12 protein-coding genes are annotated in these 16,093 nt (G+C 57.7%); 4 read left to right on the forward strand and 8 right to left on the reverse strand.

Going from position 1 to position 16,093, the window contains the following annotated elements:
- Positions 1–149: 149 nt before the first annotated feature.
- From NKI01_RS27000 to NKI01_RS27030, 7 genes are all read right to left on the reverse strand, one after another.
- Positions 150–1,247, reverse strand: a complete 1,098-nt coding sequence (locus tag NKI01_RS27000) for a porin (protein WP_352965269.1) — start codon at positions 1,245–1,247, stop codon at positions 150–152.
- A 388-nt stretch (positions 1,248–1,635) separates the two neighbouring features.
- Positions 1,636–2,334 (reverse strand): antitoxin Xre/MbcA/ParS-like domain-containing protein, encoded by a 699-nt coding sequence (locus NKI01_RS27005; protein ID WP_352965270.1) that lies wholly within the window; start codon positions 2,332–2,334, stop codon positions 1,636–1,638.
- Positions 2,335–2,658: 324 nt separating this feature from the next.
- The gene (locus NKI01_RS27010; RefSeq protein ID WP_352965271.1) at positions 2,659–3,789 is read right to left on the reverse strand and encodes an ABC transporter ATP-binding protein; all 1,131 of its coding nucleotides are present in this window, start codon (positions 3,787–3,789) and stop codon (positions 2,659–2,661) included.
- 45 nt (positions 3,790–3,834) lie between these two features.
- Entirely contained in the window at positions 3,835–5,190 is a 1,356-nt protein-coding gene (locus tag NKI01_RS27015) for an FAD-dependent oxidoreductase (RefSeq protein ID WP_352965273.1), read from the reverse strand.
- An 87-nt stretch (positions 5,191–5,277) separates the two neighbouring features.
- Positions 5,278–6,114: a carbohydrate ABC transporter permease gene (locus NKI01_RS27020; protein ID WP_352965275.1), complete on the reverse strand. Its 837-nt coding sequence runs from the start codon at positions 6,112–6,114 to the stop codon at positions 5,278–5,280.
- Entirely contained in the window at positions 6,111–7,052 is a 942-nt protein-coding gene (locus tag NKI01_RS27025; RefSeq protein WP_352965277.1) for a carbohydrate ABC transporter permease, read from the reverse strand. The genes NKI01_RS27020 and NKI01_RS27025 overlap by 4 nt, the downstream gene beginning before the upstream one ends.
- A 1-nt stretch (position 7,053) precedes the next feature.
- On the reverse strand, positions 7,054–8,427 hold the full coding sequence (locus NKI01_RS27030; protein ID WP_352965279.1) for an ABC transporter substrate-binding protein: 1,374 nt from the start codon (positions 8,425–8,427) through the stop codon (positions 7,054–7,056).
- 599 nt (positions 8,428–9,026) lie between these two features.
- On the opposite strand from NKI01_RS27030, the gene NKI01_RS27035 reads away from it, so the two are divergent.
- On the forward strand, positions 9,027–10,073 hold the full coding sequence (locus NKI01_RS27035; RefSeq protein ID WP_352965291.1) for a LacI family DNA-binding transcriptional regulator: 1,047 nt from the start codon (positions 9,027–9,029) through the stop codon (positions 10,071–10,073).
- A 744-nt stretch (positions 10,074–10,817) separates the two neighbouring features.
- Here NKI01_RS27035 and NKI01_RS27045 read toward each other — a convergent pair.
- Positions 10,818–11,288: a hypothetical protein gene (locus tag NKI01_RS27045; protein ID WP_352965281.1), complete on the reverse strand. Its 471-nt coding sequence runs from the start codon at positions 11,286–11,288 to the stop codon at positions 10,818–10,820.
- 110 nt (positions 11,289–11,398) lie between these two features.
- Between NKI01_RS27045 and NKI01_RS27050 the strand changes: the two genes are divergently transcribed.
- From NKI01_RS27050 to NKI01_RS27060, 3 genes are all read left to right on the forward strand, one after another.
- On the forward strand, positions 11,399–12,856 hold the full coding sequence (locus NKI01_RS27050; protein ID WP_352965283.1) for a hypothetical protein: 1,458 nt from the start codon (positions 11,399–11,401) through the stop codon (positions 12,854–12,856).
- Positions 12,857–13,116: 260 nt separating this feature from the next.
- Positions 13,117–15,663 carry a tyrosinase family protein gene (locus NKI01_RS27055; protein WP_352965285.1) on the forward strand — a complete coding sequence of 849 codons (2,547 nt, stop codon included), beginning with the start codon at positions 13,117–13,119 and terminating at the stop codon, positions 15,661–15,663.
- An 8-nt stretch (positions 15,664–15,671) separates the two neighbouring features.
- A complete protein-coding gene (locus NKI01_RS27060; RefSeq protein WP_352965287.1) occupies positions 15,672–16,049 on the forward strand; it encodes a hypothetical protein in 378 nt (125 codons plus the stop codon).
- The last annotated feature ends 44 nt before the right edge of the window (positions 16,050–16,093 follow it).

Genomic DNA, 16,093 nt, shown 5'->3' on the forward strand with positions numbered 1-16,093 from the left:
CTGATCGGCCAGCGCATCGGCCATGCCGAACGACTATTGGACAACCCATCCAAGCAATCGCCTTTTAGGCGTCTTCACGTGGGTGGACGGGGGAAGCTCGTGCCCGCAATCCTACCTTAGCGGGCAAGATTGCTTAGTCGTTCGATCCGTTAGAACGAGCGCTGGAAGCGGAGGATGCCGCCGATTGCGTCGGCATCGTCGGCATCGAGATTGTCGTAATAATCGACTTCGGCGGTGATCGTGTAGCCAGGAACGATGGTGTAGGCGACGTTGGCCGCAACGGCGAAGTCTTTGTCGTCGGTATAGGAGATTTGGGCGTTCAAAGAGGCCTTCTTGTTGACGGCATAGCTGCCGCCGCCCCAGACGGCAAAGTTGCCAGTCCACGGCTTGTAGAAGTTCTTTGCGACGTTGTCGTCGCTGCCGTAGCCCGCCATCACGAACAGGGTCAGGTCAGTAATCGGCTTGACGTCGAGGCGAGCTTTGCCGGCCCATTCTTCCGACGTGCTGTTATAGGCGCCGACGGCGGTGATCGCACCCCAGTCACCCTTGTATTTCACGCCGCCGACGACAAACGGAACGTAGCTGTCGATCGACTGGTCAGCGCCGGAGCCTGTTTCGACCGAGGCGACTGCCGTAAAACCGTTGCCCGCATCGAAGTAGTACTGGATGACATTGGTGTCATAACCACCAAAGGGGATGATCGCGTCCTGGACGAGACTGCCGGCATAGCCGATAAACGTATCGAAGGCCGTTTCGTCCTTGCCAACGCGCAGCCCACCGAGCTGGATCCATGCGAAGTTCAGGGTGACAGGCTTGTTGTAGACGCCCTCGGGATCGGTGGGGTCGGCAGTGACGATACCACTCTTGGCCGTATTGCCGAAGTTGAAACGGGTCTCGGTGTAGGTCTTCAACGTGCCGAGCTCGGTTTCCTGGCCGGTCCAGGTCTTCAGGCTCAAACGGGCGTTGTTTTTCCAGGTGCCGTTGATGCCACCGTCCTGGTGGTCGGTCGCCTGGGCCCCGTCGAAGCTGCCAATGTCGCCCACACCAGCGTCATAACGGATATATCCGCCGATGCGCAGGCATGTCTCGGTGCCAGGGATGAAGAAGTAGCCGGCACCATAGACGTCGCAGATCTTTACGTATTCGGCCGATTCGGGCTCCGCGCCGGCGACCGCGTCAGCGGCGCGCGCGCCGCTGATCGCGGCCAAAGCCGCGGCGGAGCCGAGAAGAAGGCTCAAGATGTTCATTTTGATCTCCACTCAAAAGAAAAAAGGGAGCCAGGGTTTCTTTGCTGAAAGACAGCATCCCCTCCCCATTCCCCACTATTGAGAAACATGCGCATCGCGCCGCTTCCCCGCAGTGTGACGCTACACGTCACATTGAATTACTCAAGGCATGTAGCGAGAAATACAGAAGTATCTGCAACCGCAGTTGCAGTTATGCCACGAGATACGGAATATATACTGTACAAATAGTACAAACTATACAATTAGAACAATATGGACATTTGCATACTGAAGCGAGATACAGCGCTCAATACTGAGTGACGCGCACGCCATATACCGCCTGCACAGGGTGGCACTTGGCCAACCGATGCGGGTGCATTGATTTGCAGTTGGTTTTGTCAGTTCGGCTTTATGTCGAGGAAAAAACTCGTGCGGCCAGAACGACCTCTTCAACCAGATCTTGTCTGAGCATTTCTATGGGAACGCGACCATCGAGAAGAGGCGAAGGGCGGATCAGCCAAAGCCAAGCCAGTCTGGAATTGGCGATCAAGGAGAGCACTTGTCGTATCCCCGGTGCAGGCCTGCCGTCGATAAACTGAACCAAGGGGAACACATGTTTGCGCGCGCCTTTCCGCAATGCGATCACGTCGTTGTGCCGTTGCCACCAATGCAATGTTGATCGCGGTATGCCGAAGTGCTCTTCCAGATATGTTGGCCCGGCAACCTGACCCGCCCAGTCTTCAATGCGCGTGGAATCGCGTTGCGGATCTCGCGCTTTCGCGACAGCGCAACCAGGTCCGCCCTCGGTTCTCGCCGTGATGGTAGCCGCCTCATGGACGCTGGCATCGAAACGTCGCGCCGCTTCGACTACGAGCCTGTAAACAAATTCGGAGGCCAGGCCGGCCAAATCATCCTGCATAGCTTGCTGGCGAGTTGGCGAAGGCAAGTCGGTAGCAGCGATGTTGCCCGTCCCGATGCGCGATGAGATTGAAGTGTGTCCATTTATAACCTCATCGTACTCAGCCAGAACGCGCTGAACTTCTTTTGTAACCAAGCTTGAAAGCTCGTCTTGATGAGGTCCATTTCCAAAATCAAAGGATTTAGTCACGTGTGGTTCCCCTGCGGCATAAGCCTCTAAATCGCAAAAAACTCACGCATCAAAACATCCGAGCTATCGGAGACGATCGCTGCAAGCAGAGCGCCCGTCCGCCCGGTCACTTGACAAGATGATCCGTCGAAACAGGCGACACGGGCGCCAGCTTGGGCGCCAATGCGCGTGCCGGCGAGGTGATCCGAGGGGGGTCAGCCTGCCAAACGTGGTGAAATGCGCATGGCCACCGGAAAACGCGCGATACATATGCGACACACCGATCGGGACCGGAGATGTAGTCGGCAGAGGAACGCACAGGCAAATCCATGAACTCGCGCTCTTTCAGTTATCGAATGCGTTGAGGATCATCTGGCCGGTTTCAGCAGCGAACTGGTGCAGCCGCTCGCGCGGCAGCAGCGCTCGGCCATCGGCGTCAAAGAAATGAATGCAGTCCGCGGTTGCGGAAAGATGAACCCAATCTCCTTTTTTGATCTGAGTGGTGCCATCCACTTTCGCTATGAGCGGCTCCTCGCCGACATAGACGAGCTGGAACTCTCCAAGCTGCTCGACAAGCGACACGACGCCCTGCAACAAGCCCTCGCCTTCCGGGACGATCTCAAGGTCCTCCGGTCGTATGCCCAGGCTGATATTGACCCCTCGAGGTAACCCCAGAGGCTCGGACTCAAGTATGTCCCTATGGCCATCAGGAAGACTGACTTTTCCTTTCCCATCGACTGTACAAGGCAGGATGTTCATCGAGGGCGATCCAATGAACCGGGCGACGAACAGATTTTCGGGACAGTGGTAAAGTTGCATCGGCGTGCCAATTTGCTCGATCCGTCCCTGGTTGAGGATGACGATGCGATCACCTAGCGTCATGGCTTCAACCTGATCGTGGGTTACATAGATCATGGTCGCATTCGGCATGCGATCATGCAGATTGGCAATTTCGAGGCGCGTTGCGACACGCAGCGCCGCGTCGAGGTTGGATAAGGGCTCGTCGAACAGAAATACCTTGGGATCACGCACGATGGCACGTCCAATCGCGACCCTTTGGCGTTGACCGCCCGAGAGATGCTTGGGCAGGCGGTCGAGATACTCGGCAATTTGCAGGATCTTTGCCACCTCCAGCACTCTGTGGTGGATGTCTTGTTTGTTTATGCGGGCGAGCTTCAGTCCGAACGCCATGTTGTCGTAGACAGTCATATGCGGATAGAGCGCATACGACTGGAACACCATGGCGATGCCGCGGTCCAACGGCGAGAGGCTGTTGACTACCTGGCCGTCGAACGCCAGGGTCCCTGAGGTAATGTCCTCGAGACCAGCGATCATTCGAAGAAGGGTCGATTTTCCGCATCCGGAAGGGCCAACGAAAACGACAAGTTCGCCAGCCTCTATTTTCAGGTCGATCCCATGCAACACTTGGAGTTCGCCATAGGACTTCTTTACATTGCTAAACTTGAGTGCTGTCATTTCGTTTCCCTAGACTCCAATCAGTTGTGCTAGGCCATCGACGCCTCAATCGACGATCGCTCCGGCGGCCTGCAGCGCTGATCTGACTGCTTCGACATCGAGTTGGTGCGCTGAAGTTTGGTTGAGTGCCACAAGGGCTGCGGCGGTGCCTGCCGCTTGGCCGGTTGCCATTGCCGGGCTGAGCACTCTCAGCGCTCCAAGGGCTTCGTGTGTGGCGCTGATGCAGCGCCCGCTGGCGAAGAGGTTATCCACGTCGCGCGCAACCAAGGACCGGTACGGAATGGTGTAGTAATCATCGTCCTTCAGATGTTCCCATCGAGCCATTCCGCTCTCTGGCATATGGATTTCTACCGAACTCGCATTGCAGGCGATCGAGTCATGGAATTTTTTCCCGGAGATCAGATCGGACGCCGTGATCTCGTAGAGACCGAGAATGCGCCGCGTCTCTCGCACGCCGACATGCCCGGCGATTTGAGCTACGAAGCTATTCTCGTAGCCAGGCACTCTCGGCCGGAGGAAGTCGTATACGAACTCCTCGATCTGCCTCCTGCCCTCGAGTTCCGCCTCGGTGAGGAGTCTGTTGTCTGTGCCCTTCATGACATTGACTCGTGTGGCGATGAATGAGCGCCATCCAAGGCGGCCGAAAATGTGGTTCACAGATGGATCGCGCCGCGTGTTCCGCACCGAACCTGAGGCCTGGAACTGGTTCCACGCCGCGCTCACCGCGCTGTTCGACTCCGCACGAGACTCGTCCACACCGGCGATGGAGAAGACGAGCGACATGGTCTGTGTCCGCCCATCGCGCTGTCGGCCCATTGGTGTAGCGAGGCCGGCAAGGCGCGCCACTTGAGCATCTCCGGTACTGTCGACGAAAGCCCTCGCCCGATACCTGAGGGCACGACCATCCTTGTTGTAAAAGGCGAGATCGCTAATGCGGGACTGATCCCGCGTTACTGCCACCAAGGGGGAGTACGTGAGCAAGCTCACGCCAGCAGTGTGTAAAAGCCGGCCCAGAACGAACTGAAGTTGTTCCGCGTCCACTGGAATCCAATTCTTGCGTCTGAAATCGACCGAAACGCCCCCGCGCTCTTGCAGCATCTCAAGGATTTCGGTGATGATCCCGCCGACGATCATCCTTTCTGAGTTGCGCGCGCACAGCCCGCTGATTGGCAAGCCAGTCGTACCATTCCCACCGACGAAAGGCAGGGACTCAGCCAGCAACGTCCGGCCTCCTATTCTGGTGGCGGCGACAGCGGCACACACACCGCTAAGCCCTCCGCCGACAACGATCACGTCGTAATCTCCAGCTTCTTCGGCCTGAATCGCAACCATCGGTTCGCGCTGGTTTTCCACGACCGTCGAAAAAGGCCGCTCGGTCATCTCAAATTTTTCACCCAACATAAGCATTGCTTCCCTATGGCGCTGGACCAACCACCGGCGGCCGCACTCACGCCGACGCCGGGAGCCTCGATCCCAAACGCTGCCAAATCACTTGTTGGATCCGGCGGTAAGCCCGGCGATGACCTGGCGCTGGAGCGCAAGGAACACCGCGATGGGAACCAGCATGACGATCGTGGCACCAGCTAATGCCCCGGTGACATTGAACTTGAACTGCGACTTAAGCCCGGCCAATGCCAGTTGAACGTTCTGGTTGTCCTGGGAGGCGGTTAGGAGGTTTGCGAAGAAGAAATCATTCCAGATCATCACGAAAGCGACCACGGCCGCGGTAGCCAAAGCGGGCCGACACAAGGGGACGACAATCTGAAATACAATCCGGAAATAGCCCGCGCCGTCGATCAAGGCAGCCTCCTCAAGATCTTGCGGAAGGCTGAGAAGGAATGACCGCAATATGACGAACGACAGAGGAAAGAGTTGAGCGCTGAAAAAAATCACCATGCCCAATTTGGAGTCAAAGAGACCAATGGCGCGCATGATGAAGAAATCTGGCACCGCTAGACCGACGACTGGCAGGGCGAGAGCCAAGCTGATTGCGGCAACAAGCAGGTTGCTGCCTGGGAACCGATAGCGCGCAAGCGGATAGGCCGCCAAAGTCGCGGTCGTGAGGGCGCCAATCGTGCCTCCGACTGCGTAGACGAGAGTGTTGATGAGATAGTCGTGGAGGCGCACTTGCGTGAAAGCGTCGACATAACCCTGGATGGTGAAGGGGGACGGAATGATTCCGGATCCGGAGAATATTTGCGGCGTGGTCTTGAGCGAGGAGAGCATCACCCAGGCCGTGGGACCGAGGGCGGCCAGTGAGGCGACCACTAGTATTGCGTAAATCACAACGGCGGAGGCGAGCGGGCGGAGGCCTGCGGTTTTCATTGGATTCTCTCCCCGATGCGGAACAGGCGGCTCACTCCAACGATTAGGACCAGCCCAATAAGCAGGATGGTCGAGCCCACGGCGTTAGCGAACCCCCACTGGCCGTTGAGGTAGGCGCGATAGCCGTAGAGCGCGAGCGTGACGGTGCAATTGCTCGGACCGCCCGAGGTGAGGATATAGACGACGTCGAATAGGCCGATGTCCGCAAGCAGCCGGATGAGGACGCAAGTACCGATCGCGTTGCGCAAAAGGGGAAGAGTGATGTAGCGGTGCTTCTCCCAGGCCTTGGCTCCATCACACGCCGCAGCCTCGTAGAGTTCCTTTGGGATACTGCCGATCTCGGCCATGACGACGATCATGGTAAAGCCGAGGACGAATGCGAAAGTGCCTCCGATTGCCCAAGGGGCCGTGGAGGTGTCAAACAACCAGTCGTGCCCGCCGGGGAGGCCGATCGCAACGAGAATATTGTTCAACGGACCGAACCGTGGGTTGTAGAAAATGGAAAATACGAGGGCAAATGCCGCGCCCGAGATGACCCACGGAAGGAAGATGATCGCGCGAAAGGCCTGCCAACCCCGGATTTTTTGGGCGAGGATTATTCCAACGAGGCAACCAAGCGGAACCTGTATGAAGACACCAACCGCCGAGTAAAAGAGCGTGTTGCCGACAGCCTTCCAAAATACATCGTCGGCCAGCATCCTCCTGAAGTTCTCAATACCGGTGAACCGGAATTCTGCGCCGCTCCAGTCCGAAAAGGCCGAGACAACCAATACGGCGAACGGCGCAAGGAAGAAGATCAGAAACCCGACGAAAGCCGGGGCCAGGGACACGACCATTGGCAGCAGCGTGCCTGGTCGAACCTTTGCAGAACCGTGCGTCGGGGTCGCCCGATTGTGCATCAGGCGCCAGCTGCGGCGAGCAGGGGCGATGGGCTCCATATTAACCCTGCTTCCCCGCAGCGTCCTTGGCAAGCCGCCGCAGGAATGTTTCGGTTTCCATCTCCCCATTGACGTAAGCGGGCCAGAGGTTCTTCCAGGCTTCTAGGAACCCGCCCGGCGCGTGTACTCGCCAATGCGGGTAGGTGAGCGGCAGGAAATCAGCCTCTTCGGCAAGCTTCGCGCCGAGAGGCTCTAAATTACTACCCCGCATAGCGGCCGCGTCGATTTTTACCGCTGGGCGCGCTCCGGTCTGACGGGCCTGCTCCAGCTGTTCATCGGGCGAGGAGAGGAATTTCAGGAATGCTACAAGCGCTTCTGCCTGCTTGTCATGCGCCGTGTGGCCACTCGACCAACCGGCTCCCGTGACGACAATGAGCCCCCGCATTTGGGGTTGCCAGCCTGGAGAGGACGCGTAGCCGGTTTTATCGTAAAGGCCTTCCACGGCAGCGCCGGTTTTTATCTGCGCATTCACCATCCACGGTCCGTTTGCTATCATCGCGGCCTCACCGTTCAGGTATGCTGCTGCCGCATTCTGGAACTCGCCGGAGAAGGCGTCGGCATTGACATAGCCGTTGGTGTGCCAACGCTTCAATGTCTCCGTGGCCGCTATGACCGCCTCGTTGGAAGCGTAGTCGTCCGGGCTTTTAATGCCTTCGGTAAGGAATTGCTTACCTTTTGGGAAGGTGCCAATGAGATTGGTCCACATCAAGAGTGTCGACCAACCTCCATCCATTGCAATGGCAATCCTGCCCGAGGATTTGAGCTTCTTGGCAGCATCCTCGAACTCCTTCCAAGTGCGCGGAAATTCCTCGTAGCCGACCGAGGAAAGAAGCTCCTTGTTGTAGTAGATGCCGATCGCATCACGCTGTTGGGGAATCGCCCAGACCTGTCCGTCGTTGCCCGACAGCGCCGAGAAGGCCTCGTCCTGAAAAGATGCTTGCCAGGTCGCATCCGACTGCAGATCTGAGGCGAGATCACGCAGCTTTCCGGTCTGCTGGAGTTCTTTCAACTCTGAGGCATTGATCAGGAACACGTCGGGAAGATCGCCCGCCAACGCCAGCCTCTGATAGTACTGGAGCCGCTCAGGACCGCCGGAGTTTGCGTACTGGTTCTGACGGATCTCAACCTGATAGCGGCCCTTGTACGCCTCGTTGAACCGGAGCAAGGCCTCGTAATTGTACTGCAAGAATGGGTCACTCGCGCTCTCCTGGCACGCGCCACAGGTAATGGTCACAGGGGCCCCGGTTTCGGCCCTGACGCTGCCTGCCGTCGCAAGAAGCACCATGAGGGTCGTTGACGCAGTGCCCCTCATTGTCTTGGCGAAATTGAGCATTCGGATCGTGCGACGGCTTGTTGATCCAGAAAACGAGTTCATCTACTTCCTCCCTGTTGCAAGGTCTGTCCGGCGTTAGACAACGGCCCGTGGCTTTGTTGGCGATGTGATTTGCCTGAGGCGAGTCTCCATGTCCTCGACAATCATGCGGCCGATAAGCTGACGTCCGCCTAGCACCGCGGCAGCGCGATGCGGCGACGATTGATATTTTGTACCTCGGCCGGACCGGATGATCATGCTCTCGTAAGCGACCACTCGGCGGCGCGCCATCGCCAGACCCAAGGACGTCTCCATCGTCTTGCTTTTCCAGCGGAGTTCTCTCATGCGCGCCTGCGACCCCGAAAATTGCGGTAGGCCTGCCGGCTCCAATTGGCGCCGCGATCTCCATCGGCTGCACGTGGCGGTCAACTGCCGTGGGAGAAGCCGCGACAACGGCGGTCGGTGCAAAGCCCCCCTGAAAGAAAGCGACCATCAATTCCGTTCTGCCTCCCTGCCGCACCGCCTCCTGATCAGATGTAAGTTTCTGAGAAAGACATTGCGCAAACGTTATCTTGTCTCTTGCATATCTTTTGAGGATGGTCAACGATATATTCCAATTCCGGTCTAAGGCCTTGAGAGGTGGCTATGGAGGGAAAACATTGGTGGTGAGATCGAACGCGAGTTCCAGCGGCCGAATCACCATGGCGGATTTGGCGCGATTGGCTGGGGTCTCGATTCCGACTGTGTCGCGTGCGCTCCGCAATATTGATAGCGTTCTGCCGGAAACACGCGCCCGGATTCAGGCTCTGGCGGCCGAGCACGGCTTTGTGGCCAATGCCGCCGCTCAGGCGCTCCGAGGCAGAGCCTCTCGAAAGATCGCGATTGTGTTTGACTTCCAGTCCGCCGGGCTGGGCCGGACGTCGCCTGACGCATTCATTTTCGAGCTCTTGGGAGATGTCGCCCATGCCCTCACGATTCGGGACTTTGAGATTGCCCTCTGCCCGCGTGAGCCCTCCACTGAACGCTACGAACAGAAGTTCTCGGAAATCGGTGCTAGTGGGGCGATCTTCCTCGGCCAAGGCGGGCAGCACGACCTCTTGCAGAACCTTGCGACACGCTACCCGATCGTCGTTTGGGGCGCGCTGTTGCCGGACAGCACCTACTGCATCGTCGGAAGCGATAATTTCACCGGGGGCCGGCTGGTCGGCGAAGAGTTCAAGGCAGGGGCGCGAAAGTCAGTTCTCCTTGTCGGCAACCCAGAGACCGAGCAAGTGCGAATGCGCTTTGGGGGTTTCGCAGTTGGCTTCGCCGGTAGCGGGCAAAATACAGTGGACACTTTGCCTGTTGGATTTTCCTACGAGGAGGCGCACAGGGCCGTTTTGGAGAGCCTGAAGGCAAGACCTAAACCGCCCGACGGGATCTTTGCAGCGACCGACACGCTCGCCATGGCGGCTATCCGGGCTATTCGGGAGACCGGGTTGGTCGTTCCAGACGACGTTGTAGTCATCGGCTACAACAACATTCCGCAGGCCCAAACTTTCGAGCCGGCGCTGACCACGATCCAAGAGGACGACCATCGGGCTGGCAGTCTGCTCGTCGAAAAGGTGATGCAGATAAGGGACGGAGTACGCGCCTCCTCCGTTTCACTGAGCGTCAGCTTAATACGCCGCCTCAGTTCGGGTGGCCCCGCGCCGGATGCTCCCGCATAGCCCCTGCTGGAAGCACAGAGAAAGCCTCCCGCACGAATGCCCGTGACCAGGAACGGACCGCCTCGGCACGACGTATCTTGTTGACGCTTGAAAGCCTCGGCTTCGTGAAGGCAGAAAGAGGCCTCTATGCCCCTGCACCCAAAGTCCTCGCACTGGGACGCGGTCTGCTCGGAACAACAAGCGTCTGGACGGCCGTGGCGCCCGAGGTCGTAGGGGTGGCTGGCTGACCGGTTAAACGAACCTTGCTCCATCTCCGTTACTGGAGGGGCTAGATATACGTTTTGTTTGTCGAGAGGCGACACGCAGGATTTACACGTCTTGACTCGGCGTCGGTGATCGTCTGCCGGCACATTGCTCCGCCAGCGGAAAGATGCTGCTTGCGTCGCTACCCGAAGCAGTGTTCGACCCGCGCCCATCATCAATCGCCGCATGGCAGCTGCGGCTTCGGTGTCGACCGCCCGGGTGAACGTGATTTCAAAGAGATTTGCCACCTTCTCGGGCAGGCCCTCCGCTGCATAGAGGCGGTTAATGTAGCCGACGGCGCCCGGATGCCGGGCGCAAGGGCTTTATGCGCTCGTCGTTCGGGTTCGGCCTGCTGAACTGGACAATACGGCCATCAGCACCAGCCCATTCCTTGAGGTAGAAAACGGGAAGGAAGTGATGCTTGTTCGGCTCGTTCTGCTTGAACTCTTTTGACACGGATTCAGCTACAAAATTTGCAAATCTGACGGCACGTATACCGCGCTACGCAGATAACTTGATACGGCCGCTCTTTACCGCCGCCTGCCCATGAATGCCAATCGCAGCGCGGTATTCGGCCTTACGCTCGATCGACCGACAAGCCAGTCGCAGGGCATAGATTGCATTTTGAATGTCGGAAGGGTTTGCATCCTCCAGCAAATTTCGGCTGGCCTCGCGATAGGCAGCTATCAACGCCGATCTTGCCAAAGCTGTCGCGCGGACATGTCCACGTTGGCCACTGGTGCTGAACGTAGGCAGCTTCCAGGATGGCAAGGGATCGGCGGACGGCCAAATCGCGCAAGGCTCGGGACGCGCCAGGCCGCTCGATTCAACATAATGTTTGCTATGCAACTTACCTTTGAAAATCTGAAGATACTCCGCCTCGAAGTTGATGCACCTCAAGTTTCCCTGCAATGCGCTTCCGCGTCTGTTGCTGCTTTCTATAAGCGTCTGAGTTTCTCTTCCTTTCAGCAATTGGCGGTGTTATCCTAATAATTGTGGCGGCCGGGATGGTGATGATCTCTATCGCGTGGGGATGATTTTTTCATTTTTACAGGGATAGACGACAATCGGAGGACAGTTCTATGTTTGAACGGCTTCGTCGTGTTGGCCTTTCGGCCTCAGTTTCCCTTGCATCTTTAGGATTGATAACTTCGATCGCAATTGCCCAAATCCAAGACGACGATCCTATTGCCTTTGTTGGCCACGGCGCCATCTTTTCCCAAGCGGGCAACGAGATATCCCCCACCCTGCAGTCGATGAGCACGGCGTTGGCTTGGTACAAGGCGCGGCTCGCCGCACGATTGACCGACGCCCAGCGCCAGGACTTCAACAAACTGGATCAGGACCTCAGGACGGGCCTGACGTTGGACGAACAGGCGCGCCTGGTGGTGGACGCCAGCCTTGTGGATTGGCTCCTCGATACCGTCCCACCGGAAGCCGACGATCGAATCCGCCAGAAGAACAATGCGCTGAAGCGTATTTTGCGAACCAAGCTCTGGAACCAGGTCACCGAAGCGCCGAGCCAACCCTATGCGGTCGACCGGGCTCTGGCAGATCGTCTTGCCTCCAATCCTCTGCTCACAGCCAAGAATAAGATCATTCCCTTTGATCTTACCGCCAAAGGAGGCGAGGCCTATCGCGCTGAATGTCTGGCGGACGGCGTACCGATCCCACCGGATTTCGGGCCGGGATCTGGATGGACGAGCCAGGGCAAGATTGACAAGGCGGACCTGTTCATCGAGCGCAGCATCGATGCGGAGGTTCTGAGCTGGACGAGCGCCTCCCCTTCCGGCATATGCGTCGCACTGCCCCGTTACGATGCCAACAACATGGTCCAGCTCGACGGCGTCATCTGCCTAGGGCGCGACACTTCAAAAACCTGCTTTTGGGACAATGAGAAGAACGGACAAACGTTCGAATTTCCATTGGGCACGTCACGACCCTTTTCTGACTTTGGAGGGGGAACCGAGCTGCAGGCGAGCGTTGGCGGCGTCTGCTCAGATTGCCATGCCGGAGAGAACCCTTACATCATCCACGGCAAGATCCTCAGCAGTCTGTCGGATACATTCGGCGCCGAGTGGTATCATCCCCTTGTCAGAACGGGCGACACGGTCGAGTGGCCCCAAAACCCCGGCCCGATGGACTCTCCCAAGGCCTGTACCGCCTGCCACGGATCAGCGGCCCAAGGCGAGTTTGCCGGTCGGCTGCCCCGGCTATCGAGTTCATTGACCGGGTATTGCGGGGCGGTCATGCGATCCTCGATTGGCGCCCTGGCGCCTCCAATGCCGGGCAGGGTGAATACTGCGCCAACCATGCCCCAGGGCAAGGCTGCCGGTACCCTCGCCTGCACACCCGGACTGACATCGGCCGATCCAAGATATCGCCCTTGTAGCGCCGCGACGACGGTGGACTGCACGCCTAACTTCGCCGCCGACGATCCCCGCATTAAGGAGCCGGATTTTCCAAACGCTTACAAAGTGAGCTGCACTGCGGACATCGGCGATCTGCTCAATCTTTGCAAGCTCGCGAGCGTCAAATAGCCTTGGTCAACCCTCGGCGGGTTCTTGTCAATACAATAGTGAGATTGCCCGCATTGCGAATCATTGTTGACGCTGCTCATGAACAAGGCGCATATTGTTATGCGCTGTAAGAATTTCTGACTTCGTGAATGTTGTAAGGCAACAGTGAGTCCAAGATGTGTTTAAGGATGGTTGGTTGAGCTAGGACATACCTATGCTTTTACCAACGCAGCAGTTCGTACGTCCACTCATATAGTATTTTCAAAGACTTGAGGCCGGAAATGAAGTACGAGACGCGCTTTGGCATGACACTGTTAGCGTTTTTGTCCACCAATCTCATTCAAGCTCCATTCGTTGGGCACGCTCTGGCTCAGGACTCTGGAGCGGGTCCTCAGGTGAAGCCGGATATTGAGATCAACAATACACCAAGCCCGACCGACGACTATCTTACGTGGGCCCCAACTCCGGCGCGCATACGGATCTCAGCTCCCAGTCCCCAGCCTGTAACGGTAATGCTGACAAACGATCCCGAGCAAGCTGTCCCCCCGGGTCGCGATCAGCCGCTCGACGGCAATCTGGCCTTCGCTGAGCGCCTTGTTCGTGGTGAAACCGCCACGTTACAGACGCTGACGTTGACGCTACCAGCCGACGGCAGCTGGGTCCCATTCTTCGTCGCAGGAGACTTCCCCAGGGCCAGCAGCGCGGACAAGGACGCGGTCATCGAGATCCATCTTGGCAATGCTTCGAGTCCAACCATCGGTTCCCTAAGCACAATGGTTCGAGTTAGGAAGAATGTGGACCGGCTGACCCCAGGCGAGCGCGACGCTTTTCTGAAGGCGATGCATGACCTGCAGGTGAAGGCGAAGACATTCGAGAGCTTTCCGGAAATGCACGACCTTGCTTCACGGGGCAAGTTTCCGTATCAAAATATCACCCTGCCAGATGGGACTTTGAATCCAAAGTTCTGGCCCGACCAGGCTCACCAGGGATCAGCATTTCTACCGTGGCATCGAGCATTTCTTTTGCTGTTTGAACGGCGTCTTCAGGCGATCAATCCGGCGGTTACAATCCCATATTGGCGCCTAAACGCCCCCACGAAGGCTTTCGACCCAATGTTTTTGGGTACCAACCGTCGGTCCGTTGACACGTTCCAGACAGAGGTCATTTTCTCGCCTGCGAATTGGCTTTACGGTTGGAGCATTTCGTACAAGGATCTGAAGACAGTTATCCGCTCTCCAAAGGACACGTCGCTGCTGCGCCGAGGCAACGGCGCGACGTTGGTCGGGGACACCGAGCTATTCGGGGCGACACCGCCTTATAAGGATGCTGACAAGTTCGGGCCTTTCACGAGTGAGTTAGAATTCGACCCGCACAACAGGGGACATGCGCTGCTGGGGGCGTGGCATGCCAACTGCTTGATCTCTCCATCGGATCCGTCCTTCTGGCCGTTCCATGCCGAGCACGACAGGCTGTGGGCGAAATGGCAATGGTTCTATGGAAGGTTTGACACTGAAGGCACAACCCAAGACAGCTACGACTTTACCGGGAAGTTCGTGCCAAACGACACAAACACTACCAACCTGGGACACAACCTCAAGGATATGATGTGGCCCTGGGACGGCACCAAAGGCCGGATCATGGACGACGTGAAAAGCCGCGCGAACCGCCCTGATGAGAACCCTTTTACGGCGTTTCCGGCAGCGCCTACGGCGGGCCTTTGGCCTGCTTCAGATGCGAAGCCTACCCCGGCCGACATGATTGACTATTTGGGGCTCTCGGGCTCGCGACTTCCGCATGGCGTCGCATACGATGACGTGCCCTATGGCGTACAGCCGTCTTCGGCCCAATCCCCGGCGATGGCTGCGTCGGCATCGATCGCTGCACTTCTGGAAGAGACGGCGAAAGACAACAAAGCGCCGGCGGATCGCCGTTTAACGGCTATGGCATCACTCGGCGCTAGCGGTAACATGGAGCCGGAAACAGTGTTTCTGGCGGTCGCGTCCGACACGGCTTCTCCACCCGAGGTGCGGCAAGAGGCTGCAACGAACCTGATCGAAACGGACCCAGCCGGCGGAACGGAAGCCGTACTTGGCCTCGTCGAACAGGGAGGCAGCGGAACCCCCGGGATGAAAGCAGCTATCATCGAGACCGGTTCACTCGTCCACCACAACGTTAAGGTGCCCGCGCATGTCGCCCATATGGTGCATCGATTGCTGGCTGAAACTGCATCGAACACAGCTGACGCGCTGGCCGTACCAGCTGCGATTGCCCTCGCCGAAATGCTAGATCCCAACGCACAGAATCACCTCACCGCTCTCCTAAAATCCGCGAACATCAAGGGCGCTACCAGGGCCCAGGTGATCGCGGCGATGTCACTCGCCCCGGCTAGTACTGCGCCCACACTGCGTGACGTCCTCGAAAAGGCCCTTCAGGAAAACGATACGGAAACAGCGCTAGCCACGCTTCGAGCCTTGGCGGGCGATCCTGACAGCCGCGCCCGTCGACTCAAGTTGACGGAACAGGACGACAATAACATTGACCCGCTTATCAATCGCGCGGCGATGCGAAGTCTCATCCACGAAACGAGCGACGTCCTTCCCAACCTGCTTGTTTACTTGGAGGGGGTTCCCCCCACGGATCTTAGAAAACTGGAGGCAGCCGGAGCGTTTCGCGTCGTGATCGAGTCGTTCAAACCCTTCTCCCGCTCGCAAGTTGACGATTGGAAGACGAGGATTCAAGCTGTGATAGACGGTGCACCTTCTGATGCGAAGGAATTAAGGACCGCGCTGTCTATGGATATGGAAGTGCTAGATGAAGCAGCCAATTGAGGTTAACGATGGCGACGTTTGTAGCGGTCAAGAATACCCTGGATGCTTTGGTGGCGATGGCGGACATTCCGCGTATGAAGCGTCGACATGGCGGTGATAATTTCAGTTGGAACACGGCCGAGGAACTAAGGAACGCCGGGGCGCAGATAGCCGGCACGGCTTACAGGCTGATCGCACCCGAATGTGTCGGCAATGGAAAAGCCGACGAAACTTTCCTTGTACGCATTCTTTCTGGACCGCTCGATCAGGAAGACCTTCCCCAAATGCCCTTCAGAGGACCGTTTGCCACGATCAATCAGATCAAAGTCATCCGAGATTGGATCAACGAAGGAGCCCTGGATGACAGTAAGCGCCAAGCTGACCCCATCTGGCGCGGCTTGAGGTGATGAGCGAGACATACTGACACTGAAGCAAGGAGCCGAGGAGCTTG

It is taken from the genome of Mesorhizobium sp. M0815, assembly GCF_040319995.1.
Taxonomy (GTDB): Bacteria; Pseudomonadota; Alphaproteobacteria; order Rhizobiales; family Rhizobiaceae; genus Mesorhizobium.

What these genes read in the sequence shown, in the direction of transcription:
- NKI01_RS27000 (WP_352965269.1), bottom strand. Translation starts at nt 1,247, where the DNA reads ATGAACATCTTGAGCCTTCTTCTCGGCTCCGCCGCGGCTTTGGCCGCG.
- NKI01_RS27010 (WP_352965271.1), bottom strand. Translation starts at nt 3,789, where the DNA reads ATGACAGCACTCAAGTTTAGCAATGTAAAGAAGTCCTATGGCGAACTC.
- NKI01_RS27015 (WP_352965273.1), bottom strand. Translation starts at nt 5,190, where the DNA reads ATGTTGGGTGAAAAATTTGAGATGACCGAGCGGCCTTTTTCGACGGTC.
- NKI01_RS27020 (WP_352965275.1), bottom strand. Translation starts at nt 6,114, where the DNA reads ATGAAAACCGCAGGCCTCCGCCCGCTCGCCTCCGCCGTTGTGATTTAC.
- NKI01_RS27025 (WP_352965277.1), bottom strand. Translation starts at nt 7,052, where the DNA reads ATGGAGCCCATCGCCCCTGCTCGCCGCAGCTGGCGCCTGATGCACAAT.
- NKI01_RS27030 (WP_352965279.1), bottom strand. Translation starts at nt 8,427, where the DNA reads ATGAACTCGTTTTCTGGATCAACAAGCCGTCGCACGATCCGAATGCTC.
- NKI01_RS27050 (WP_352965283.1), top strand. Translation starts at nt 11,399, where the DNA reads ATGTTTGAACGGCTTCGTCGTGTTGGCCTTTCGGCCTCAGTTTCCCTT.
- NKI01_RS27055 (WP_352965285.1), top strand. Translation starts at nt 13,117, where the DNA reads ATGAAGTACGAGACGCGCTTTGGCATGACACTGTTAGCGTTTTTGTCC.
- NKI01_RS27060 (WP_352965287.1), top strand. Translation starts at nt 15,672, where the DNA reads ATGGCGACGTTTGTAGCGGTCAAGAATACCCTGGATGCTTTGGTGGCG.